We start from the raw sequence: 19,463 nt of genomic DNA, 5'->3' as shown, positions 1-19,463 counted from the left end.
CCGGAAGGCTACCGCTGGGTGTCCTGGGATCGCGGGTAGAACTCGGTGACATGTTGCAACCTGTCGCCCATGTCGCAGACCTTGTCCCGCATGGTCCGGGTTCCGCCGTTCTGCATCGAGTGCATGGCGTCGCAGGCGTTCCGCCATTCCTGGCAGGCGCCCGGCACGTCGTCGAGATCTAGCCTCGCTCCACAGAGCAGGATCGACGCCTGGAAGACGCCGATTCGGTTCTGCGCCTCGACGGCCGCCTCGACCGCCTGCGCAAGCTGCTCCGCGGCCTGGCGCGGACGGCCCATCTCACCAAGACACTCGGCGATGCAGATGCGGATGTCGGCCTCGTCTGTCTTCGACTCGGCGTTGGCGTTGCGAGCGAGCGCGTCTGCCAGGCAGGACATGCCCTCGTCGAGCGCGCCGAGCCGGACGAGCGAGCGTCCCCGGGCCGCCGAGGACCAGATCTCACCCTGCTCGACGCCGGCCGTCCGGTACAGAACCAGCGCCTTGTCGGTCTCCGCGAGCGCACGTTCGTGCCGGCCGAGCTCACTGTGGATCCGGTGCAAGCTCGTATGGACCATTGCCTGTTCCGCGAACATGCCGTGCTCCGCGAAGATCTCCTGAGCCCGCGAGAGCAGGTCGAGGGCCTCCTCGTTGGCGGCGAAGTAGTAGCAGGAGTCGGCCAGGCTCCGCATGGCCCGTGCCGCGCCGATCCGATCCCCCCGGTCGCGGGCGGACGTCAGTGCCAGCCGCATGACGTCCTGCCAGTCGTGGAATCGCCCGCTGCGCTGCAACCACGGCTGCATGGCGAGGGCCAGCTGCCACGGGACGACGCCGAAGGCGCCGTCGGTGGCGAGCCGTACCGCTTCGGATAACACGTCGCAGTGGTTCTCGAACCATCGCATCGCGTCGCCGTAGCTGGTGGGCCGCTCCACAACGACACCGGCCGGCGCCGGCGACGGGGCGACAATCGATCCCTGCGGCGCCAGCACGATCGCCGCGTGGTAACTGCTGTGCAAATAATGCTGCAGCAGCCGGCTGGTCGCCGCATCCCGGTCCGACGCGGACTCCTCCTGCAGGAACAGCTCCTGCGCGTACGCCTTGACCAGAACGTGCGACGTGAACCGGCCCTTGTCGTCCTCGTCCAGCAACGCCGCGTCGGCGAGTTCCCGCAATGCGGCGTGCGCGACCCGCGGCGGATTTTCCGACAGGCTGGCGAACGCCTCGGCCGAGATGCCCGGCGCCATGGCCGCGGAGGAGAGCCGGAAGAGACGGGCGGCCTCCGGGTTGAGCTGGCGGTACGACCAGGCGAACGCGGTTCGGGGGTCGCGCACGCCCTGGCTGCCGGAGAAGGCCGTCAGCCGCTGTGTGCCGTCGCGGAGCTCCGCAGCCACGGTCGCGAGGGAAAGCCGTGGCCGAGCGCTCAGTCGCCCAGCCAGGATCGCCAACGCCAGCGGCAGGCGACCGCACAACTCGATGATCTCGTCCAGGATGCCGGCCGGCGCGGCAGTTTCCGGAGCGGGACGGTTCGGCGCACGGTCGAGCCGGCGCCGGACCAGCCTGCGGGCGGTCTCCATGTCCGGAGGGTCGAGGTGCAGCAGGTGGGCTCCGTCGAGGGCGGCAAGCTCGACGAGCGGATTGCGGCTCGTCACGAGGACCAGGCTCTCCGTCGAGTTCGGCAGCAGCGGGCGTACCTGCGCCGAGTCCCGTGCGTTGTCAAGGAGCACCAGGACACGCTTGCCGGCGGTGAGGCTGCGGTAGATGCCGACGCGCGCGGCGAGCGTCTCCGGAACGCTGGACACGTGGACACCCTGAGAGGACAACAGCGACCCCAGGGCATCTGCGGCGGACGCGCTCCCGACCTCGGCCTGGTCACCGCGCAGGTCCAGGTACAGCTGGCCGTCGGTGAATTCGCCGGCAACCAGGTGGGCGAAGTGCGCGGCCAGCGTGGACTTGCCGACCCCGCCCATTCCGTCAAGAGCGACGATCAGCGGACCGGTCCGTCGGGTGTCGCCCAGGTCGTCGCGCAGACCGGCGAGAGCCGCGAGTTCGTCGGTGCGGCCGACAAAGGTGGGTAGGTCGGGTGGTAGTTGCGCCGGCCGCACCAGCGGCATCGGTGGGAACCGATCGAATGCCTGCGTCTCGTCGCCGCCGGCCCCGTTCACCACCGCCGACGTCGGCGTCTGGCTCAGCACCTGGCGGTGCGCGGCCCGAAGGGCCTCGCCGGGATCGATGCCCAGGTCCTCGACGAGGCGGAGGCGCACCGTCCGGAACACCTCCAGTGCCTCGGCCTGGTGGCCGGCCGCGCCCAGGGCGGAGATCAGGCTCGCCTGGATGGGTTCGTGCAGCGGCGCCATTGAGGCGGCCAGCCGCAGGGGTTGCAGCACCAACGCCGGACGGCCCAGCGATACCGCCAGCTCGGCGGCGGCCACGCACACGTCGAAGAACTCCCGGTCGAGCCCAGAGAAGATCGACGTCGCGGAGGTCCCGGAGGCGTACGTGTCGCCCGCCGGCCCGCGCCAGAGCCCCAGCGCCTCGACGTAACGGTCCAGCGCCTCGTCCCGGTGCCGCAGGGCGAGACCAGCCCTGGCGGCGCTGGCGAGCTCACGGAAACTGACCAGGTCCAGCATGCCCGGGGCGGGAGCGAACAGGTAACCGTCGCCGTGGCGCCGTAGGTACGAGCCGGTCGCCCGCAGCGGGAGCGCGGGTTCCATCAGTCGCCGCAGCGCGCCGACGTACTTGTGGATGACGTTGGGGGCGCTGGACGGAGCGTCCTCGCCCCAGACGAGTTCGATCAGCTCGCTCGTGCTGATCGGCCGCCCTGCCCGAGCCAGCAGCAGGGCCAGCAGGTAGCACTGCTGCCGCGGCCCGGCGTCAACCTCGACGCCGTCGCGCCAGAGCCGCAAGGGCCCCAGGATCTCCACGCGCAGCGTGCCGCCGGCGGGACCTGGTCCGTCGTTGGCGCGGACGGCTAGGGCACCCGCTGGGTTCGACAATTCAATCTCCTGCTGTTGTTCCGGGTGACCCGTAAGGGGGGGCGGACTGCGGTTAACGGATCACGAAAATCTCGTCGCCGGCGGTGCCGCCAAGTCTACGTCCGCCTCGCTGACCAGCCCTTTCGTCGCCGACGAAACAGACAGTCGTCGGCTTGGGGGCGGGCCGGGGCGGAAACCTCGCGAATGTGATGAGGCGACAACGACGAGGCCCATGTCGCCCGAGGCGCTTGGCCCACTGGACGCTCGGTGGACCGGAACCCAGAGGCCGTCAAGAGGCCGTCGCCAGTATTGCCCGGAAATGTAACTCCCAGTAAGGACGGGCACCATGACTGCGTCAGGTAGCAGAAGCCTGCTCGCCCCGGCTCAAGCCGGATTGCACAACAAGGCGTACGAATCCCAGTGCGCCGCCGAGGAGAGCCGGCACACCGTGGCGTCGGGTCGCGGCCGCGGACTGACCCTGTTCGCATTGACTCTGGGCACCTTCGCCATCGGCACCGGCGAGTTCGGCAGCAACGGAATTATCCAACTCTTCGCCTCCGACATGGGCGCGTCCATCCCGGTCGCGACGTACGCGATCAGCGCCTACGCGTTCGGCGTCATGATCGGCTCACCGGCGATCACCCTCCTCGCGGCCCGCGCCAACCGCCGCACCCTTCTGCTCGGCCTGATCGCGCTCTTCCTGGTCGGCAATGTGCTCTCGGCACTGGCCCCCACCATCGCGACCCTCGTCGTCGTCCGGTTCATCACGGGAAGCGTGCAGGGTGCGTTCTTCGGCGCCGGGGCGGTCGTGGCCGCCTACGTCTACGGTCCCGGAAAGGGCGGGAAGGCCTTCGCCACAGTGATGGGCGGTCTGACCGTGGCCACCATCATCGGGTCACCGCTCGGCACCTTCGTGGGCCAGCACTTCGGATGGCGCACGACCTACTGGACCGTGGTCGGCGTGGGTCTGCTGGCCGGCGCGGCGCTGCTGGCGTGGCTGCCCCGCACCGACGACCTGCGCGGCAGCTCCGTGGCCCGCGAACTCGGCGCCCTGCGGCGGCTCAACGTCTGGCTCATGGTCGCGGTCGCGGCGCTCGGAATCTCGAGCATCTTCGCCGTCTACACGTTCATCGGGCCGTTCGTCACCGACGCGGCGCGCGAGCGCCCGTCGCTCATCCCCGTCGCCCTCGCCGTTTTCGGCCTCGGCATGGCCGTCGGTAACTACTACGGGGGCCGGGCCGCCGACCGACACGGCAGCCGCCCGCTGATCTACGGCTTCAGCTACGTGCTGGTGGTGCTCGTGGCGATCGGACTCGCCGGCAGCAACATCCTGATCCTCCTGCCGGCACTGTTCGGCGTCGGAGCGACCATGATGTTCGCCATCCCCACGATCCAGGTGCGCCTGACCGGGTTCGCGCCCGACGCGCCCGCCCTCATGGGCGCCCTCAACCTGGCCGCCCTCAACCTCGCCAACTCGCTCGGCGCGATCGGTGGCGCCGTCACCATCGGCCTCGGGTGGGGGACCCTTTCCACCGTGTGGGCGGGATTCGCCCTCACCACCGCGGGCCTGATCCTCTACCTCACCACCGTGGGGCGGAGCAGGTCAGCTGTCACGTCCGCCTGACGGTCGTGCCCGGTGGGCGGCACCGAGGCCGACCGTCCACTGGCACCGTCCACGTGGCGATCACGGCTGTGGATCACCAGCAGAGAGGGCGCACCGGCATGATCCCCGGCTCACGGTGACCACGACGGCCTCGCGGTGTGGGTGCACCGGAAGGCGGAGTGGACCACGACGTCGACGCCCGGCGCGTGAACTCCCGCATGATGTGGGCGAACCGCTCCGCCTCTTCCAGGTGGGCGACGTGGCCGCTGTTCTCGAACACCGCGAGTGCGGCGTCGGGGATGCCCGATCGCAGGATCGAGGCGCACTCCGGTCCGGAGCTGACGTCGTGCGCCCCGGCGATGATCATGGGGGGCACCGCGATCAGGGACAGCCTGTCGCGCACGTCGAAGACCTCGTCGAATTCCACCGCCGGGCGCGGCCAGCATCGGAGCATGTCGCGCACCCTTTGGGCCAGCTGGGACGATCCGTCGATATCGCGACGAGGCCAAATTCCCGAGTCCTAGACTGCGAACAGACGTGGCGGCGCCGCTCGCCGCCGGCGGGGAGGGGATGGGTGCCATGCAGTCTCGGTCGACACCCTCCGGACCCCGGCCTGAGAACCGACGCGACACGACGACCGCCGGTGGGGCCAACCGCGAGATGCCGCCCGAATTGGGGTCGGACGCGGTCGGCGTATTCGAAGGCCGAACCTTTATGTTGTCCAATTCGGGCGGTGACGTACGGGCGGACTCCATCGGTGGTCTGGTGCACGACGACACCCGCTACCTCAGCCGGTGGGAGTTGACCATCGACGGGGCCGCTCCACTGGTGCTCAGCGCGAGCACCGTCGATGCGTACTCGGCGGCGTTCTTTCTCGCTAACGCGGAGATTCCGGGCCTGAAGGCGAACCGGGTCGGTGTGCGGCGGGAACGGTTCGTCGGAGACGGCATGTGCGAGCGAATCACGGTGCAGTACTTCGGCGTCGAACCGGTCTTCATATGCCTGCGGCTGGACGTCGGCGCCGACTTCGCCGATCTCTTCGAGATCAAGAGGTCGGGTCCGAGCAGGCTGCCCGACATCCGACGTACCCATCGGCCGGACGGCTCCGCCCTGCGCTTCTCGTACCAGAAAGCGCGGTGGTCGGCGGTCTCCAGCGTCGAGGCCGAGCCGCATGCAGACCGGGTCGAGGGGGACTCCCTGGTCTGGAACCTGGACCTGACGCGTGGCCAGACCTGGAGTTGCGAGCTGCGGGTGCTGCTGAACTGCCAGGGTTCGGACTACCGGCCGGTTAACCGCACCTTCGGCGAAGCCCACGATCCCGGCGCGGACGACCCGGCATGGCGATGGAGGGCGAACAAGCCGCACCTCAGTGCGGACTCGGAGTTGTTGAGCAACGTGTACCACAAGTCGGCCACCGACCTGGTGTCGATGCGAATAGCGAAGGACATCCGCGGTGAGCGGGTCGTCCTGCTCGCGGCCGGCATGCCCTGGTTCCTGACAATATTCGGGCGGGACACGCTGATCACCGCGTACCAGAGCATCACGTGCGGCCCGGATGTCGCCCGCGGCGCGCTCGTCACCCTGGCCGCGCATCAGGGCACCACCGTCGACAACTTCAGCGACGAGGAACCTGGAAAGATATTCCACGAGTTCCGGTCGGGCGAGCTGACCCAGCTCGGCATCAAGCCGTACGGCCCCTGTTTCGGGTCCGCCGACACCACCCAGCTGTGGCTTATCCTGCTCTCCGAGTACTGGCGGTGGACGGGCGACGACGCGTTGGTCCAGCGGTTGCGGCCCAACGCCGAGGCGGCTCTGCGGTGGATCGACGACTTCGGGGACCGCGACGGCGACGGTTACGTCGAGTACGGCACGAGCTCCCCCGAGGGCATGCGTAACCAGTGCTGGCGAGATTCGCCGGACGGCGTGCAGTTCGCCGACAGCACGCTGCCGACACTGCCGGTCGCGACCTGCGAGATCCAGGGCTACACCTACGACGCCAAAATTCGCACCGCGGAACTTGCCGATGGGCCATTGGCCGACCCCGCGTTGGCCCGACGGCTGCGTGCCGAAGCAGCCGATCTGCGAGAGCGGTTCAACCGTGACTACTGGCTGCCGACGCGGGGCGGTTACTACGCGATTGGCCTCGACGCCGAGAAGCGTCCGATCGACTCGATCACCTCGAATATGGGCCACCTGCTCTGGAGCGGAATCGTCCCGCCCGACCGCGCCGAGGCGGTGGCCCGGCAGTTGATGTCCGACGAGATGTTCTCCGGCTGGGGTGTCCGGACCCTGTCCACCGAGGACGTGGGGTACAACCCCATCGGTTACCACCTCGGGACCGTGTGGCCGCACGACAACTCGATCATCGCCGCTGGGCTCGCCCGCTACGGCTACCGCGATGAGGCGAACCGCATCGCGATGGCGATGCTGGAGGCGGCCGCCCACTTCGAATACCGCCTACCCGAGGCGTTCTCCGGCTACGACCGCTCGCTCGGCCGGCGACCCGTGCCGTACCCGACCGCCTGCAATCCCCAGGCCTGGGCCAGTGGGGCGCCCCTGCTGTTCCTGCGCACGATGCTCGGGCTCGACGTCAGCGACGGGACCGCCGCCACCGATCCGCGCATCCCCGAAGGGCTGGGGAGTATCCGGCTGACCGGTGTCACCGTGCACGACGCGCGACATACCGTCGAGGCCACCGGCTCGCGCTCCACCGGATGAACCACCGGGTGCGCCAGCGCCGCCGTACCCGGACGCTGCCGGTCATGATGTCGGGAGACTCGCCCGCAGGGTGGACAGTGCGTGGCGGTGCCAGGACTTGACCGTGCGGACCGGAACCCCGAGTACGCGGGCTGTCTAGTGTGTCGTCCGTCCCGCCAGGTAGGTGTGCAGGAGTACCGCGCGATGTTCCTCGGACAGTTGACGCAGCAACGCGACCGCCTCGGCCGTGGCGACGGCGGCGTCCACGTGATCCGGCTGGTGGACGTCGAACACCGGATCGATGCTCTCCCGCTGCACGGCGGCCTGCCGCTGCGATGTGACCGCCAGGTCATGGGCCATGGCTCTCGACCAGTCCCGAACCAGGCGCCCACCGTGGGTGTGCCGCCACGCGCAGCCCTGCTCGAACACGGCGGCGGCTTGCTCGACACAGGACCCGCTCGCGGAGACCGTGCCAGGCGGTGAGCCGACCGCCGGCGAGCATCGTCACGGCGAGCGCGGCGAGCGATCCCCGAAACCGGAGGCGGCCTGCGCACGATGCGTGGGACGGGTGGATCACGCGGAGTGTCCTCGATCGGGAACTGTCCTGCCTGATGGACCCTGCGGTCAGGGGTGCTCCTCGTCGAGCGCCGTACGCGCATCGAGGTGCGTACCCCGTGCGCGCTCTAGGGCGAATGCGTTCACGCCGAGCGCCTTCACGCCATCGGTACGCACGGCGGTGAGGTCGGCAGCGTCGTCGGGGTCCGGTGTCTGGCCGAGCGCCGCGAACGCGGCCTCCGCGGCACCGCTCAGGCGAGCCGCGCGGGTATGGTCGCCCTCGGCGGAGGCGAGCGCGGCACCCGCCACGCAGACGTACGGCACGAAGTCCGCCCAGCCGTTCCGAAAGACCCGCTCGCGGCTTTCGGCCATCAGCCTCTTCGCCACGTCGAGGTTGCCCAGCCCCAACTCGCAGAGGGCGAGATTGTGCGTTTCCGAGGTGACCATCCTGGGCTGGTTCAGAGCCTCGTTGAGGGCAATGCTGTCCTGGTAGAGCATCCGGGCACGGCTGAGGTCGCCGGACATGCGGGCCACGGCGGCCAACACGTGCCTCGGTCGTTCCTCGAGGCTTCGGTCGCCGGAGCGCAGCGCGACGTCCAGGGCCTCGCGGGCGCGGGCCTCTCCGCCGCGCAGGTCACCGCCGCGGAGGGCGACCCTGGCGAGGCTGTACCGGGCCTCCACCTCGCCGGCCGGGTCGCCAGCCGCCTGGGCGCGCTCGACCTCGGCCCCGCTCATGCGTACCACGGCATCGGTCTCACCGCGCCGGAAGGCCGAACGGACATTCTCACTGAAACTCACGGACGTTTCCTCATATTCGTCAATCGGCGTTCGGCAGGTTACCGCAGCCGTAAACGGCTCCTACCGATATGCGCGGTACCGACGTAGCATCGATTCCGGCGAGCGCTTCGGACCTGTCTGCGCTGAATGGTGCCCCACCGGCCCACGCACATCCCAAAAACGGTAGTCCGGCCGAGTTGACAGGCTCTTACTCGCACGCACCGGTGCTGCTCCGCGCACATTCGACCTCTTTCCGGAATCGGTGTGGCCGTCGTTTCCGGGTGCAGTAGGCCGTGCGGTGCCGGCCGCCCGGGGCAGGCGAAATACCAGCACGCCGCACCGGCCTCGGTCGCATGCCGGCAGCACACGTTCGAGCAATCAGGGATAGAGGCTCTGATGGACGCGATGCGTTCCCCTGCACGATCTGGAGCCGCAACTCGCGGCGAACCGCCGCTACTGGACAGGTTGGGCCGGCGCCGCCTCAGACACCGACCCCAGCGCCAACCTGACCGTCTTTCGCACCGATATCGAGCACGTCCTGCTCAACGGGATACTCCGGCTGCGTGACGTGGCGCTCGACGCGGCGATTGAGGAGGCGAAGCGGCAACTGGCGGGTACGCGCTGGGCCTGGCGGGTAGGTGCCGACAGCGACGAGGGCACGGCTCAGGGCCTGTTCGCACGCGGTGCCCAGCAGATCGGCGAGATGCCGGTCATGGCGATCGACGTCACGACCGTCGCCGACCTGGACACGCCCGCCGATTTAAAGATCAGCACGGTGGCCGAACCAGCGGAGATGCGGGAGTACGCCGAACCGTTGGGGTTCGAGGACGGCAGCGTCGACTCCGTGGTCGACCGGGAGCTGGGTTTGGCGTACCCCGACGTGGTCCGGCTTGCCGGCATCGTCGACGGCAGGACGGTCGCCACGCTTCAGGCCAGCAGCGACGGGGAGCCGGTGCACCGGCGCATGGGCTTCGAGGTCGTGTCCCGTTGCCTGTTCGCCCTTGCGCAGTAGCGGTCGGACGGTCAGCGAGCCGGTCCGCGCTGCTGGGTGACCTGGTCCAGCAGGCGGTGGTGCAGGGCCGCCGACGCCGTTCGACGCGCGCTGGGCGTCGGCACGGGTCATGCCGGTCAGCCCGACGGGCCGAGCCACGCGATGTATTCGGGACTCAGTCCGCAGCAGCCTGCGCTTCGCGCTCCTGCGCCGCGTCATGCGCCGCGTCATGTGTGGGCCCGGAGCGCTCGGATACCTGGCGCCGGGGCCTCGACGAGCGCGGTCAACCAGGGCCCTGGCGGCGGCTTCGGTAGAAATAAAGTTATTGTCCAGACGTTCAGCCTAGGATTTGTCCGAATCATGCCCGAGTATCATCGGAGGGATGCCCTGTGCGAATCGCGAGCAAATTCGGAATAGCGTTTTCAACGTTTGCGCTGACGCTTTCTGGTATGACGGTGGCGGCCACGAGTGCCCAGGCCGACCCGGGTCAGTGCGGATCGCGCCAGTTGTGCATCTTCGAGAATGCCAACTACTCAGGCGGTGTTTTTCACGTACAGGACCGGCTGTACGTCGGTAATAAATCCATTCTCTGCGACAAGCTCTTGAGCGACAACTTCTACAACAACGGGAAGTCGGTGAATGACAGCGGCTCGTCCGTGATCAACAACACCGGTAACCCCGCGTTTCTTTACACCGGATCTTGGAATTCCGGTGCCTACGTAGCCGTACCGGCGGGCCGAAGGCTCTCGAGTCTCCAAAGCGTCACGGCTTACGACGGCGGCGTAGAGAAGCAGAATTTCAACATGGATAACAAGGGATCAGCTTTCTGCTGATCGCAGGATCTGTGGTCGAGCCGACCACTTGTCGCCAGGGTCCGGCCGGCTCGGCCGCTTGCGGTGGCCGCGGCCACCGCAATATTCGACGGTGCGTCCACAACATACAGACGATCACGCGGTGGCCGCTCTGTGTCCACAGCAACGGCGAAACCAAGATTGCCCGCGCTACCAGACGCGCCAACCGCCGCCCCCGCCGATCTGATCGAAGCTCTGACCAGGAGCATCCCGATTAGGCAACAGCCCTGGGCGCTCGCTGGCGAGGCAGACGAAGCGGGCGCGTAGTCGGTCGGGGCCGCCGCCTGGGCAGCTGGCCAGCACCGCCGCTGCTCGCTCGAGCGCCTCGTATGCCCCAGCGGTAGCCGATCTCGCGGAAGAGGATCAGCGCCTTCTCGCCGTGCACGAGCACCTGGCCGTCCCGGCCGAGTGTGCAATAGGCCGGTCGACGACGATCGCTCTGTTCACCGATTGGCTCCAGCGGTGGGCGGAATCGAACGTATGCCAGCCTGCCAACCCGGACTTTCGTCCGGCTTGACAGACAGTGACCAGGGCGGACGCACACGGAATTGTCCGTCAACGGCGTGCAACCCACGGAGTTGCGGAACTGATCGGTGAGTCGGGGGCCATCTGCCCGCCCAGACGCCGCGCCAACGATCTGCCGCACTCAGCGACCACGCGGAACAGCCGGAACCGTCCGGGCCGCAGCCTGAACGATCTACCGGGCTTGACGCGCACACTTTCGTCACGACCAGGCCGGACGACAGAAGGCGGGAGTTATAGGAATGTGGATAGAGGCCGTGTGCGCGTCAAGTGGTGATCCATAGCCCCCCGATACCGTCGAGTCGAAAACCGAGAGCATCGGGAATGCCGGAGTCCTGCCGTCGTCGAATTGGAGTCGGGATGAGACCTTCGGATCCTGGCCAGTATCGAGGGGGAGTGCATGCAGGGGGATCTGGTAAGTCTTGCTCAGCTTTTGGGGCGGAACGCGAACGAGCATGGTGACCGGCCGGCCGTACGCGTCGGGGGGCACATGCTCACCTGGGCCGAGGTGGACCAGCGGGCGCGCGCCGTGGCCGGACTGCTCGGTAGATCCGTCGCCCCGGGGGATCGCGTCGTGCTGTCGTTCCCGACCGATGTGGATTTCCTGCCGGCTCTGTTCGGCTGCTGGTACGCCGGTGCGGTGGCGGTGCCGGTGCCTCCCGGCCGGGCGGGTGAACGCGCTGCGGCACATGCGCAGGCGGCGATGATCGTCACCGTCGAGGAACTCGCCGAAGCGTTCCCGGGCCGATGCGTCACGGTCGGCCAGGCGATGGAGGCCGGCCTCGCACCGGAACCGGCTGCCCACGAGGTGGCGGTGCTCCAGTACACGTCGGGTTCCACCGGTTCACCCAAGGGTGTGCTGGTGAGTCACCGCAACTACTTCGAAAATCTGCGCATGCTCGACGAGTTCACCCGGTCGATTGCGCCGCCGATCCGTGATCTGCAAATGGTCTGCTGGTTGCCGCACTTCCACGACATGGGCTTGGCGCTGCTGATGTTCACCGTGCTACGGGCCGGGACGGCAACCCTGATCCCGCCGATGAGCTTCGTGAAGGATCCCGGCGTGTGGCTGCGCACGATCGGTGAGGTCGGCGGCAACCTCACGGGTGCGCCCAACTTTGCCTTCGACCTTTGTGTGCAGCGGGTGCCCGCCAGCGAGACGGCCGGGCTCGACCTCAGCTCGATGCGAGTCGTGCTCAACGCTGCCGAGCCGGTGCGGCCGGACACCGTGGAACGGTTCGCCGAGCACTTCGGCCCGGCCGGTTTCCGCAGGGAGGCGATGGCGCCGTGTTTCGGACTGGCCGAGGGCACGGTGTTTGTCAGCGGGGTGCGGGACGGCGACACGCCGCGGACGGTCCGCTTCGACCGTGAGTCCCTGCAGAACGGGGTCGCCGTCGAGGAACCCGTGGCGGGCTGGCCGATGGTCGGCTGCGGTCAGCGGCCCGAGGGACTCACGGTGCGTATTGTCGACCCGGAGACACTTGTCGATTGCGGGCCGGGCGTGCTCGGGGAGATCTGGGTACACGGCCCCAGCGTCGCCTGCGGCTACTGGCAACGTGACGACAATTCCGCCGTTTTCGAGGCTCGGGTGGCTGGCTTCGACGAGCAGCCGTACCTGCGCACCGGCGATCGCGGCTTCCTCTGGAAGGGTGAACTGTTCGTCACCGGCCGGCTCGCCGACTTGATCAAGATCGACGGCTGGCTGCTGCACCCCGAGGACGTCGAGCACACCGTCGAACGCAGCACCCCGACGCTGCACGGGCGGCGGTGCGCCGTGTTGCCGTACGGGAAGAGCGGCGACCGCCTTGTCGTCGCCGCGGAGGTCCGGCTCCCGCTTCCGCTCGCCGTGCAGCGGCGGGTGGAGCTCGAGTCCGTAATCCGCGAAGCGGTGAAAGCCGAGCACGGCGTCGACGTCGCTGCGATCGTGCTGATGCGCACCGGTGGACTTCCGGTGACCACGAGCGGCAAGGTGCAGCGGGTGAAGGCCCGCGCCCTAATCGCCGAACAGATGCCCGAAACCGGCACCGAGGACGCCGCCGGCCAGGTAAAAGGGCCGATCAGTTGAACTCCGCCCTCGATCCGGCCGCCATGGAACAGGTCCCGCTCTCCTCGCGGGATCTGCCGACGAGTACGTACGCCGTGCTGGAGCAGGCCACCAAGGGCTACGGCGACCGTGACGCGCTGGTCATGCTCAGCGAGATCGGCACCGCGCCGGAAACGTTCACCTACCAGCAGCTGCTACGCCGGACAACCAGGGTAGCCAATGCGCTGTCCCGGCTCGGGATAGGTCGCGGTGGCGCGGTTGCCCTGCTGAGCCCGAACAACGGTGATCTGCTCACCGCGATCCTCGCCGCCGAGGCGGTGGGCATCGCGCTGCCGATCAACCCGCTCCTGACCCCGGACGCCGTTGCGGCAGCGCTCCAGCTCGCCCGGACCAGGGTGCTGGTCGCCGCCGGTCCGGAAATCAGCGCACCGCTGTGGGGGCTCGCCGTGCACCTCGGCGAGCGGCTCGGCCTGGACGCCGTGCTGGCGCTGCGCCCGGACGGCCCACGCGGTGATCGGCCCGAACTCGGTCAGGCCGCCGTACCGGTCGGCTACCTCGAGGACCGGGCCGCCGACGAGAGCGCCGATTCCCTCGCGGCGCTGCCGCCGGCACCCGAGGACATCGCGGCCTATTTCCTCACCGGCGGCACCACCGGAGCGCCGAAGCTGGCCGCGCACACCCACGCGGGTCAGGTATTCACCGCCTGGGCCGGCGCGGCGAGCATCGACGGCCTCGACGCGACCGTCCTCGGTGGTCTGCCGATGTTCCACGTGAACGCGATCATGGTAACGGTGCTGGCGCCCATGTTCACCGGAGCCCGGGTTGTCTGGCCCGGGCCGCTGGGCTACCGCAACGCGGCGCTCTTCCCGGCACTCTGGCAGCTCGTCGAGCAGTATCGGATCACCACGATGCCGGCCGTGCCGACCGTCTACGCACGGCTGGCCCAGGTACCGGTTGAGGGTGCGGACATATCGTCGCTGAGATTCGTGGTCAGCGGCGCCGCCGCGATGCCGCCGACGGTTCGGCACGCGTTCGAGGCACGCACCGGGGTGCCGATCTGTGACGGGTACGGGCTGACCGAGGCCACCTGCGCGTCGGCGCGCATATTGCCCGGGTACCCGCGGTCTGGGTCGGTCGGGCTGCGGATGCCGTACCAGCAGATCCGGGCGGTGAGTCCGGCCGACGGCAGACGACTGCCGCCCGGTGAGACGGGCGTCATCACGATCAGCGGTCCGGCCGTTTTCCCCGGCTACGTCACCGCCGGTACCGACGGCGGCATCGTGATCGATCCGCTGGGCAAGATCACGGACGGCTGGCTGAACACCGGAGACCTTGGTCATGTCGACGCCGACGGCTATGTGTTCGTCACCGGCCGGCTCAAGGACGTGATCATCCGGGGCGGGCACAACATCGACCCAGCCGTGGTCGAGGAGGCCATGCTGAGCCATCCGGCGGTCGCGAGCGCCTCGGCGGTGGGCCAACCGGACCACCACGCCGGTGAGGTGCCGGTCTGCTACGTCACGCTGCAGCCCGGTGCCGAGACGACCGGGGAGGAGTTGACGAAGTGGGCGATCGGACGCGTCACCGAACCCGCCATGGCGCCGAAAGCCGTCTATGTCGTCAACGAATTGCCGGTCACCGCGGTCGGTAAGGACTTCAAACCGGCATTGCGGGCCGACGCGGTCCGTCGGGTGCTCGTGGCCGAGATCCCCGGCATCGAGGTGGTGGTCAGGGTCGAGGACGGGACTCCCGTGGCGGAGGTCACGGCCGGGACCGAACAGGCAGACCAGATCCGGGAGTCGCTCGGGCGTTATTCGTTCCGCTGGACATTACGTATCGTCTGACAAAGTCACCTGGACTGGTGCGGGTGGCTTCCGCCTCCCCACAGCTGCGGACCGAACCGCTCATGAAGCAATCCAGATCTCCGCGGCCGGTGCCCGTGCTCTCGTTCCTGACTCGCTGGGTCTCTGGTTGTGGTACACCGCCGCCGGGAAGATTCCTGTCCTGTCCCGTTCCAGTCGAGCGACACCCGATGGGGCGCAACCTGGTCGTCAGTCATTCCCACCCCTTGGGCAAGCCCTGGGGAACGGATCCCAGCTGGGGTTTGGAGCGCCCGGTGCCGTGAGAGTGGCACGCTGGGTGCGGAAAGCGGCCCGAAAAAACGGACCGGTCGAAAGACCAGCACCGCGCTTCGGGCCGACTTTCACACCCACGTCAGTCGCCACACACACGCCTTGATCGCCGCTCGGACCCGGCTGACTGTGATCCAGCTACCCGCCTACGCCCCCGACCTCAATCCCGCCGAGGAGGGAACGTGCTTCCCCTAACGCGATCGACTGCCCGCCTCAACCGCTCGGTGCGATAGCGCGGCAACCGCTGCCGCCTTGATCGAATGCTCATCATCGCGAATCGCCAAGGAAAGGTAGCTGGGGCCCGTGATTAACAGCGAAGTTGACGCTCAGGGCCACGCCGGCGGATCCAGTGGCAAGGTCGGTTGACAAACGCAGCAGTCGCCGCCCAGGAAAGATCAGCTCGCCTCGATGGTACATAGCGTGCCGAGCGAGCTTGTTCAACTGCATGCGGACCGTGGAGGTGTCCGGTGCTGGATTGTCATGCGCCCTGACTCCGAGGTAGTAGATCATACTGGAGCGTCCTTCGAACAGACCCGGGGCATAGACGAAGTCGATCATACTGATCTTGTCGGCTGAATCCAAGATCCGCCGCAGGTCGGAATCTTCACGGTATTTCAAATATTGGCGGACCACCAAGGCGAGACCCACGGTGCCCTGCCCGAGGTATGGAAGGAGTCTTCCGTTACCGTCTGGGAGTTGAAGCAGGCCATCTTCTTCCTTCGCCATGTCGAGATCCTGGCGTAAGGCGATTCCTGCCACGTCGAGCCACTCTGGGTCAGCGGTAGCCTCGAACATGCGGACGAATAGGAGCGCCGCCCCGGCGGCCCCAGATGTAAGGCCCGGCATTTTCGGAAGGAAAATGCCCGTCTGGCTACCTTTCCCTCCGACTTTAAATGCATCCCGAAGGCGCAGCGATATTTGCTCTGCCCGCGCGAGGAGCTGAAGGTCTTCGTAGGCATTCCCAAGGAACAGCAGATTCAGCGCTATGCCACTCAGGCCGATTGAAAGATCGGCGGTAGCCACGTTGTTCTCAAGTCCTGAAGCTCTTTCCAGGACTGCCCGGGCGCGGTCTTGGTACCCCAAGGCATGCAGAGACCATGCGATCCCGTGGAGCCCATCGTAGAAACCGCACAACGGTGACCTGAACTCGGCCACACGGTCGACCAACCATTGGACATGACGTGGATCGACCTCCTGCCCAATGGCCGACATTGCAAATAGCGTGCCTGCGGCGCCGTGAGAGAGGTCCAGGCCTCCCATACCCTTGAACTGCGCCGCATCGCCCGGGAAGAGTCGATCTCGCCGCTCCGGTGTGGCCGCGGCGAGTACGCCCCTGGCAAGGGAATCCAGCACCTCGCGCCAGTTCGTTTCTGGGCGATCTCGTTCAGGCCAATGAACTGTCGACAGGCCGGATGGCTCGGCACCGCCAAGGGTGAGGCTTCCGCCCGAAGCGCGCTCAAGCAGCGCCAATGTTTCCTTGGTATAACTCGCCGGAGTTGGGAAAATTGAGTCGATGGACCTCGAAATGAGCTCTGCCTTGGTGTTGTCCATCGATATGAGGACTTGAAGGGGGAGGAATATATGAAGCCGGAGGCATGCCAAAGCGTATAGATCGACTGCGACGCCTTTACGGGCGGCAGGAGAGATGAAGCCCGCCGCACCTAATGGAGGCGGCGACTCATCATCCACGGAGAAGGACAATTCAAAGTCGACCAAAGTAATAACACCATCGGGTCGGACCATGATATTCGCGGGATGAAGGTCTGCAAAAACAATGCCGAGCAAATGCAGATGTTCAATGATCGCTGTAACCTGGGCGATGACATCCAGTGCCCAGGTTGTGTATTCCTCGATGTACGCATCGGATGGACCAACGCGGGCGAGAGGGTAACGCCGAGTGATCTCCCGATCCAGATTCTGGCCCTCGATGTACTCTTCGACCAAGAAGTGGTGCTCCCAGCCGAGTCGGTGCTCGTACAACTCCGGCGCCCAGTTCACGCCGGCGATCCGCTGTAAAGTGTCGCGTTCATGCAAAAGCCGCGTTACTGCATCTTGTCCACGCGCGTCCAACCCGGCGTATGGTCGAGCCTCTCGGAGCAGTACTCGCCGACCGTTTCGTTCATCCGTTGCCAGGTAAAGTCCGCCGGCATTGGAGATGTGCAGAGCATCCTCTATCTGAAATGGAAAGTCATCCTCGCTATTCGCTTCTCGGAGTTCTGCGTCGCTAATCTCCCGCAATACGATATCGGGGGGGTTGACCCAGGAGGGTGTCGTAAAAAGGAGATCCCTCCGGTCCGGTACGAGCACGCCATCCGGTCGACGCATCGCGGGCACCCGGGCTCCGTCTTCGTCATTACAATAAAGCTCGGTGAAGGCGCCATACCTGATGTAGAGCGGTCCGTTTCCCCAGCGTAGGTCATTTAGAACATAAGGCCCTGGAATCCCCTCCAGTTCTTTCCCAAGCGTTTCCAGTGCACGCTCCAGTACTGAAGCATCCTTGGGGTATATTGTTATGAACTTACCGCTCGAAGAGCGGGCCGCATATTTTGAGTTTATCAGTCTTGAGACTCTTGCAGATCTTAAGAACTTGAACGGGATAGATTCTTTTTCGCAGTAACTCCATACGACGTCAAGCGCTGCAATGGCTTGGGACTCCGCAGCGGAAACGTGAATCTTCCAACCCTGTTCAGGGAGGACCTCTCCCTTTGGGGTCAACACGATCCAGGGCCCGTTAGAAGCGCGCTCCCACCCATATGGGGTAGACCTTAGCGTGGCAGGAAACAGGTCATCTTCCTCTTGCTCAGAAAAAGGGTCGTCATAGAACAGCGTTCCCTTTCTCATGTATACCTCGTGTCGATTTTCCATTTCTTCCTGTTCCAGGCGTTGAGGTAACATCAAGGGCGTACTGCAAGAAAGGTCAGAGGGTGGTTTTGAGGGGGGTGCAAGGAAATGTCTTTGTGCGGAAAAGGCGTGGTGGTGATATCGACGATAATATCGATATCACCACCACTGCCCAGCTGCTAATCAGCCTTCGGGCGAATCCTGATTGAAATCAACCTCGCCGTCGAGGAATAGCGGCAATGGGATTTTGACGCGCCGCTCACGTCACCGCGGCGATATTGCAGCGTTACCTAGTGCAGGTGCGTGATGCTGCTGATCATGCTGCCAACTTCTGCGCGGATGATCGGCTTCTTGGCCTGCAGAGCGAGGATCTTGGACATCGGACTTCCTTCCGGTTTAGACTTTGGTCTTCTGCTGTGGGACAACGAGCTCCGCACTGTCCACACAGGAGGATGACCCTTGCCGACAAGATTAGATAGACGTACTTGATTTCTACTGAATAGACCTGAAGGACTACTGGATAAATGTGAGGGATTCAGGGCAAGGTCCTGGGCAGCCTATTGAGTTTCCGGGGCATCATGGTCGGGCAGATCGCCCGCCTGATCGAGTGGACCGAGCGTGAGCGCGGGCGTCATCCCAGGCGAGACCAGCATGCACGTCGGGCTGACCGGTGCGTTCATCCTCGCCCGGGTAGTGGGTCGATCCGATGCCGAGGTCGACGATGATTCTCGGTCTGCCTGAGCCTGCCACCCGGCCTGCCTAAGCTTCCAACTGTTCGGTCATGGCATCGCCGAGCCGCCATCCACGGCACCTACCAGCGCACCTGGCGAGAACGAAGGAGTGGATATGACGAAGGTGCTGATCGTCCTGACCTCGCACGACGAACTGGGTGACACCGGACGCAAGACGGGCTTCTGGCTCGAAGAACTGGCCGCGCCCTACTACCGGTTTCGGGACGCAGGCTGGGACGTGACGCTCGCCTCGCCGAAGGGCGGGCGGGCGCCCCTGGACCCGAAGAGCAACGAGCCGAACTTCCAGACCGACCAGACGCGACGGTTCGAGGCCGACGCGGAGGCGGAGGCCCAGCTCGACAAGACGCTGCGGCTGGACTCGGTGTTCGCCGAGGACTATGACACCCTCTTCTACCCGGGCGGCCACGGCCCGCTGTGGGATCTTTCCGAAGACGAGAACTCGATCAAGTTGATCGAGCAGATGACCGAGGCGCGCAAGCCGATCGCCCTGGTGTGCCATCCGCCGGGCGCGCCTATCGATGGGTTGCTCATCACCGGCCAGAATCCAGCCTCTTCGGGACCGGCCGCAGACGAGCTGATCGCGCTGGTCGGACGGACCACCGCATAGCCCTGGTTCCGGATGTGGTCTCGGCGGGTACCCACCGGAGACCACGTGTCGTCCGGGGCGGCGCGCGTCGCAACGCGTCGAACAATCGCCCAAGTCAGGCGCCCGCAGTGCTGTGGTTCGTCGCC

General features: G+C 66.5%; 12 protein-coding genes. 7 read left to right on the top strand and 5 right to left on the bottom strand.

Annotation, left to right across the window (positions count from 1 at the left end; translation table 11 throughout):
* Positions 1–8: 8 nt before the first annotated feature.
* The gene (locus ACFYL6_RS20445; RefSeq protein WP_387173223.1) at positions 9–2,987 is read right to left on the bottom strand and encodes a BTAD domain-containing putative transcriptional regulator; all 2,979 of its coding nucleotides are present in this window, start codon (positions 2,985–2,987) and stop codon (positions 9–11) included.
* 325 nt (positions 2,988–3,312) lie between these two features.
* Here ACFYL6_RS20445 and ACFYL6_RS20440 point away from each other — a divergent pair, with 325 nt between their 5' ends.
* Positions 3,313–4,590, top strand: a complete 1,278-nt coding sequence (locus ACFYL6_RS20440) for an MFS transporter (RefSeq protein WP_387173221.1) — start codon at positions 3,313–3,315, stop codon at positions 4,588–4,590.
* A gap of 73 nt (positions 4,591–4,663) precedes the next feature.
* Here ACFYL6_RS20440 and ACFYL6_RS20435 read toward each other — a convergent pair whose 3' ends face one another.
* A complete protein-coding gene (locus tag ACFYL6_RS20435) occupies positions 4,664–5,023 on the bottom strand; it encodes an alpha/beta fold hydrolase (protein ID WP_387173219.1) in 360 nt (119 codons plus the stop codon).
* 116 nt (positions 5,024–5,139) lie between these two features.
* Here ACFYL6_RS20435 and ACFYL6_RS20430 point away from each other — a divergent pair, with 116 nt between their 5' ends.
* Positions 5,140–7,287, top strand: a complete 2,148-nt coding sequence (locus ACFYL6_RS20430) for a glycogen debranching N-terminal domain-containing protein (protein WP_387173480.1) — start codon at positions 5,140–5,142, stop codon at positions 7,285–7,287.
* 135 nt (positions 7,288–7,422) lie between these two features.
* Here ACFYL6_RS20430 and ACFYL6_RS20425 read toward each other — a convergent pair whose 3' ends face one another.
* Both ACFYL6_RS20425 and ACFYL6_RS20420 read right to left on the bottom strand, forming a co-directional pair.
* Positions 7,423–7,626 (bottom strand): hypothetical protein, encoded by a 204-nt coding sequence (locus tag ACFYL6_RS20425; protein WP_387173217.1) that lies wholly within the window; start codon positions 7,624–7,626, stop codon positions 7,423–7,425.
* A 264-nt stretch (positions 7,627–7,890) separates the two neighbouring features.
* Positions 7,891–8,556: a tetratricopeptide repeat protein gene (locus ACFYL6_RS20420; protein WP_387173215.1), complete on the bottom strand. Its 666-nt coding sequence runs from the start codon at positions 8,554–8,556 to the stop codon at positions 7,891–7,893.
* Positions 8,557–9,166: 610 nt separating this feature from the next.
* Between ACFYL6_RS20420 and ACFYL6_RS20415 the strand changes: the two genes are divergently transcribed.
* From ACFYL6_RS20415 to ACFYL6_RS20400, 4 genes are all read left to right on the top strand, one after another.
* Positions 9,167–9,610: a hypothetical protein gene (locus ACFYL6_RS20415; protein ID WP_387173213.1), complete on the top strand. Its 444-nt coding sequence runs from the start codon at positions 9,167–9,169 to the stop codon at positions 9,608–9,610.
* Between the two features lie 368 nt (positions 9,611–9,978).
* Complete coding sequence (locus ACFYL6_RS20410; protein WP_387173211.1) at positions 9,979–10,422, top strand: peptidase inhibitor family I36 protein; 444 nt, start codon at positions 9,979–9,981, stop codon at positions 10,420–10,422.
* A gap of 940 nt (positions 10,423–11,362) precedes the next feature.
* Positions 11,363–13,027, top strand: coding sequence for a fatty acyl-AMP ligase (locus tag ACFYL6_RS20405; protein WP_387173209.1), 1,665 nt, complete (start codon positions 11,363–11,365; stop codon positions 13,025–13,027).
* Positions 13,028–13,050: 23 nt separating this feature from the next.
* Positions 13,051–14,850, top strand: a complete 1,800-nt coding sequence (locus tag ACFYL6_RS20400) for an acyl-CoA synthetase (RefSeq protein ID WP_387173207.1) — start codon at positions 13,051–13,053, stop codon at positions 14,848–14,850.
* Between the two features lie 555 nt (positions 14,851–15,405).
* Here the strand turns inward: ACFYL6_RS20400 and lanKC are convergent.
* Positions 15,406–17,979, bottom strand: coding sequence for a class III lanthionine synthetase LanKC (lanKC, locus tag ACFYL6_RS20395; RefSeq protein WP_387173205.1), 2,574 nt, complete (start codon positions 17,977–17,979; stop codon positions 15,406–15,408).
* A gap of 846 nt (positions 17,980–18,825) precedes the next feature.
* Here lanKC and ACFYL6_RS20390 point away from each other — a divergent pair.
* Complete coding sequence (locus tag ACFYL6_RS20390; protein WP_387173203.1) at positions 18,826–19,338, top strand: type 1 glutamine amidotransferase domain-containing protein; 513 nt, start codon at positions 18,826–18,828, stop codon at positions 19,336–19,338.
* Positions 19,339–19,463: the final 125 nt, after the last annotated feature.

Origin of the sequence: Micromonospora sp. NPDC007208 (genome assembly GCF_042869175.1) — a bacterium.
GTDB lineage: Bacteria > Actinomycetota > Actinomycetes > Mycobacteriales > Micromonosporaceae > Micromonospora > Micromonospora foliorum.
The sequence above is the reverse complement of the archived record's forward strand: the minus strand, read 5'-3'. Positions and strand labels throughout refer to the sequence as shown.